Origin of the sequence: Bacillus andreraoultii, assembly GCF_001244735.1 — a bacterium.
Lineage (GTDB): Bacteria > Bacillota > Bacilli > Bacillales > Caldibacillaceae > Caldifermentibacillus > Caldifermentibacillus andreraoultii.
In genome coordinates this window covers 955,589-959,638 of sequence record NZ_LN868937.1, presented here as the reverse complement: position 1 = coordinate 959,638, position 4,050 = coordinate 955,589, and the positions used below count along the sequence as shown (strand labels likewise).

The window sequence follows — 4,050 nt, the reverse complement described above, 5'->3', positions numbered from 1 at the left end:
CCGAGCCATAAAGTTTTAATGGCGGTCCGGACGGGACTCGAACCCGCGACCTCCTGCGTGACAGGCAGGCATTCTAACCAACTGAACTACCGGACCATTAGATTGCGGGGATAGGATTTGAACCTACGACCTTCGGGTTATGAGCCCGACGAGCTACCAGACTGCTCCACCCCGCGATGATATTATTATATAAATTAATCTCATGCCCATAGTTTTACACAAGACTGTCCCGATTTCGGGAAGTAATTCAATGATGTTTGCGAAATCGGTACAACTCGCAGATTACTCAAAGTAGTAACGCTCGTTGCTCCACCCCGCGATGATATTATTATATTTCATTAATGGCGGAGGAAGAGGGATTCGAACCCCCGCGCGGTTTAACCCGCCTGTCGGTTTTCAAGACCGATCCCTTCAGCCAGACTTGGGTATTCCTCCGAAATTATATGGTGGACCTTGTAGGACTCGAACCTACGACCGGACGGTTATGAGCCGTCTGCTCTAACCAGCTGAGCTAAAGGTCCATTATTTAAGAATAAATAGATAGCGGCGGAGGGAATCGAACCCACGACCTCACGGGTATGAACCGTACGCTCTAGCCAGCTGAGCTACGCCGCCATATTATTTTATTGGTGGAGCCTAGCGGGATCGAACCGCTGACCTCCTGCGTGCAAAGCAGGCGCTCTCCCAGCTGAGCTAAGGCCCCATATATGTATATCATATCGGGAAGACAGGATTCGAACCTGCGACCCCATGGTCCCAAACCATGTGCTCTACCAAGCTGAGCTACTTCCCGTTTATAATGGCGCGCCCGAAAGGAGTCGAACCCATAACCTTCTGATCCGTAGTCAGACGCTCTATCCAATTGAGCTACGGGCGCATATAAATGGTGCCGAGGACCGGAATCGAACCGGTACGGTAGTCACCTACCGCAGGATTTTAAGTCCTGTGCGTCTGCCAGTTCCGCCACCCCGGCATTCTTGGAGCGGAAGACGGGATTCGAACCCGCGACCCCCACCTTGGCAAGGTGGTGTTCTACCACTGAACTACTTCCGCATATACTAAATGAATAATGATGCGGGTGAAGGGAGTCGAACCCCCACGCCTTACGGCGCTAGATCCTAAGTCTAGTGCGTCTGCCAATTCCGCCACACCCGCAATAAATGGTGAGCCATGGAGGATTCGAACCTCCGACCCTCTGATTAAAAGTCAGATGCTCTACCGACTGAGCTAATGGCTCATAATAAAGATATTTATTATAATTAGATTTTGTTTTCTGAGATATAGTAGCATCTACTACGTCCCCATCTCAGAAAGTAAACCAAGTAGCGTCTCGATGGGTACGCTGATGTAGACTCACAGAAGCTTACTCATACGTGTTCTACCGACTGAGCTAATGGATCATTTATTAATTGCTTGTCCAAATGGTGCCGGCCAGAGGACTTGAACCCCCAACCTACTGATTACAAGTCAGTTGCTCTACCAATTGAGCTAGGCCGGCATCATAAATATAAATCTATGGAGGTTGACGGGATCGAACCGCCGACCCCTTGCTTGTAAGGCAAGTGCTCTCCCAGCTGAGCTAAACCTCCGAATTAGTTTGGTAACGTCCTACTCTCACGAAGGTAAAACCTTCACTACCATCGGCGCTGAAAAGCTTAACTTCCGTGTTCGGGATGAGAACGGGTGTGACCTTTTCGCCATAATTACCAAACTGTCTAATGAACAATATCGATTATATATCATTTTAATATTTTTCGCAAGAGTTTTTTCATTCTCTCAAAACTAGATAACGTAAGGCAAACTATTAATTAGGTTAAGTCCTCGAACGATTAGTATCCGTCAGCTCCACACGTCACCGTGCGTCCACCTCGGACCTATCAACCTTGTCATCTTCAAGGGTTCTTACTTAGATAAACTAATGGGAAATCTCATCTTGAGGGGGGCTTCATGCTTAGATGCTTTCAGCACTTATCCCTTCCGCACATAGCTACCCAGCGATGCCTTTGGCAAGACAACTGGTACACCAGCGGTGCGTCCATCCCGGTCCTCTCGTACTAAGGACAGCTCCTCTCAAATTTCCTACGCCCACGACGGATAGGGACCGAACTGTCTCACGACGTTCTGAACCCAGCTCGCGTACCGCTTTAATGGGCGAACAGCCCAACCCTTGGGACCGACTACAGCCCCAGGATGCGATGAGCCGACATCGAGGTGCCAAACCTCCCCGTCGATGTGGACTCTTGGGGGAGATAAGCCTGTTATCCCCGGGGTAGCTTTTATCCGTTGAGCGATGGCCCTTCCATGCGGAACCACCGGATCACTAAGCCCGACTTTCGTCCCTGCTCGACTTGTAGGTCTCGCAGTCAAGCTCCCTTATGCCTTTGCACTCTACGAATGATTTCCAACCATTCTGAGGGAACCTTTGGGCGCCTCCGTTACCTTTTAGGAGGCGACCGCCCCAGTCAAACTGCCCACCTGACACTGTCTCCCGCCCGGATAACGGGCGAAGGTTAGAATTTCAATACAGCCAGGGTAGTATCCCAAGGGCGCCTCCATGGAAGCTAGCGCTCCCATATCTCAGGCTCCTACCTATCCTGTACAAGCTGTACCAAAATTCAATATCAGGCTACAGTAAAGCTCCACGGGGTCTTTCCGTCCTGTCGCGGGTAACCTGCATCTTCACAGGTACTATAATTTCACCGAGTCTCTCGTTGAGACAGTGCCCAGATCGTTACGCCTTTCGTGCGGGTCGGAACTTACCCGACAAGGAATTTCGCTACCTTAGGACCGTTATAGTTACGGCCGCCGTTTACTGGGGCTTCAATTCGAAGCTTCGCATGAAGCTAACCTCTCCTCTTAACCTTCCAGCACCGGGCAGGCGTCAGCCCCTATACTTCGCCTTGCGGCTTTGCAGAGACCTGTGTTTTTGCTAAACAGTCGCCTGGGCCTATTCACTGCGGCTCTCTCGGGCTTAACACCCTATCAGAGCACCCCTTCTCCCGAAGTTACGGGGTCATTTTGCCGAGTTCCTTAACGAGAGTTCTCTCGCTCACCTTAGGATTCTCTCCTCGCCTACCTGTGTCGGTTTGCGGTACGGGCACCCAGATTCATCGCTAGAAGCTTTTCTCGGCAGTGTGAAATCAGGAACTTCGGTACTATATTTCCCTCGCCATCACAGCTTGAGTACTCGGTCATAAGGATTTGCCTCATGACCACTCTTACTGCTTGGACGCGCTAATCCAACAGCGCGCTTACCCTATCCTCCTGCGTCACTCCATCACTCAAGCGAATCTAAGGTGGTACAGGAATATCAACCTGTTGTCCATCGCCTACGCCTTTCGGCCTCAGCTTAGGTCCCGACTAACCCTGAGAGGACGAGCCTTCCTCAGGAAACCTTAGGCATTCGGTGGATGGGATTCTCACCCATCTTTCGCTACTCATACCGGCATTCTCACTTCTAAACGCTCCACCAGTCCTCACGGTCTAGCTTCAACGCATTTAGAACGCTCTCCTACCACAGACATCAAAGATGTCTGTCCGCAGTTTCGGTGATACGTTTAGCCCCGGTACATTTTCGGCGCAGAGTCACTCGACCAGTGAGCTATTACGCACTCTTTAAATGGTGGCTGCTTCTAAGCCAACATCCTGGTTGTCTAAGCAACTCCACATCCTTTTCCACTTAACGTATACTTTGGGACCTTAACTGGCGGTCTGGGCTGTTTCCCTTTCGACTACGGATCTTAGCACTCGTAGTCTGACTCCCAAGAATAAGTATTTGGCATTCGGAGTTTATCTGAATTCGGTAACCCGATGAGGGCCCCTAGTCCAAACAGTGCTCTACCTCCAATACTCTTATCTTGAGGCTAGCCCTAAAGCTATTTCGGAGAGAACCAGCTATCTCCAAGTTCGATTGGAATTTCACCCCTACCCACACCTCATCCCCGCACTTTTCAACGTACGTGGGTTCGGGCCTCCAGTAAGTGTTACCTTACCTTCACCCTGGACATGGGTAGATCACCTGGTTTCGGGTCTACGACCATATACTATTAC

Annotated in this window: 14 tRNA genes and 2 rRNA genes (1 of these 16 running past the window's edge); all 16 read right to left on the bottom strand. The window is 50.4% G+C overall.

Features of this window, described 5'->3' with window-relative positions:
- Nucleotides 1-19: 19 nt before the first annotated feature.
- Nucleotides 20-96 (bottom strand) — tRNA-Asp (locus BN2144_RS09755).
- Between the two features lie 6 nt (nt 97-102).
- Nucleotides 103-176 (bottom strand) — tRNA-Met (locus BN2144_RS09750).
- 166 nt (nt 177-342) lie between these two features.
- Nucleotides 343-435, bottom strand: a tRNA-Ser gene (locus BN2144_RS09745).
- A gap of 9 nt (nt 436-444) precedes the next feature.
- Nucleotides 445-521: transfer RNA gene (locus BN2144_RS09740), tRNA-Ile, on the bottom strand.
- A 20-nt stretch (nt 522-541) separates the two neighbouring features.
- Nucleotides 542-615: transfer RNA gene (locus tag BN2144_RS09735), tRNA-Met, on the bottom strand.
- 12 nt (nt 616-627) lie between these two features.
- Nucleotides 628-703: transfer RNA gene (locus BN2144_RS09730), tRNA-Ala, on the bottom strand.
- A gap of 16 nt (nt 704-719) precedes the next feature.
- Nucleotides 720-793, bottom strand: a tRNA-Pro gene (locus BN2144_RS09725).
- Nucleotides 794-800: 7 nt separating this feature from the next.
- Nucleotides 801-877, bottom strand: a tRNA-Arg gene (locus BN2144_RS09720).
- A gap of 7 nt (nt 878-884) precedes the next feature.
- Nucleotides 885-973: transfer RNA gene (locus BN2144_RS09715), tRNA-Leu, on the bottom strand.
- Between the two features lie 5 nt (nt 974-978).
- A tRNA-Gly gene (locus BN2144_RS09710) sits at nt 979-1,053 on the bottom strand.
- 20 nt (nt 1,054-1,073) lie between these two features.
- Nucleotides 1,074-1,155, bottom strand: a tRNA-Leu gene (locus BN2144_RS09705).
- Between the two features lie 6 nt (nt 1,156-1,161).
- Nucleotides 1,162-1,237, bottom strand: a tRNA-Lys gene (locus BN2144_RS09700).
- Nucleotides 1,238-1,422: 185 nt separating this feature from the next.
- A tRNA-Thr gene (locus BN2144_RS09695) sits at nt 1,423-1,498 on the bottom strand.
- Between the two features lie 18 nt (nt 1,499-1,516).
- Nucleotides 1,517-1,589: transfer RNA gene (locus BN2144_RS09690), tRNA-Val, on the bottom strand.
- A gap of 6 nt (nt 1,590-1,595) precedes the next feature.
- Nucleotides 1,596-1,711: ribosomal RNA gene (gene rrf, locus BN2144_RS09685) — 5S ribosomal RNA — on the bottom strand.
- A 98-nt stretch (nt 1,712-1,809) separates the two neighbouring features.
- A 23S ribosomal RNA gene (locus BN2144_RS19180) occupies nt 1,810-4,050 on the bottom strand; it runs 1,234 nt beyond the window's last position.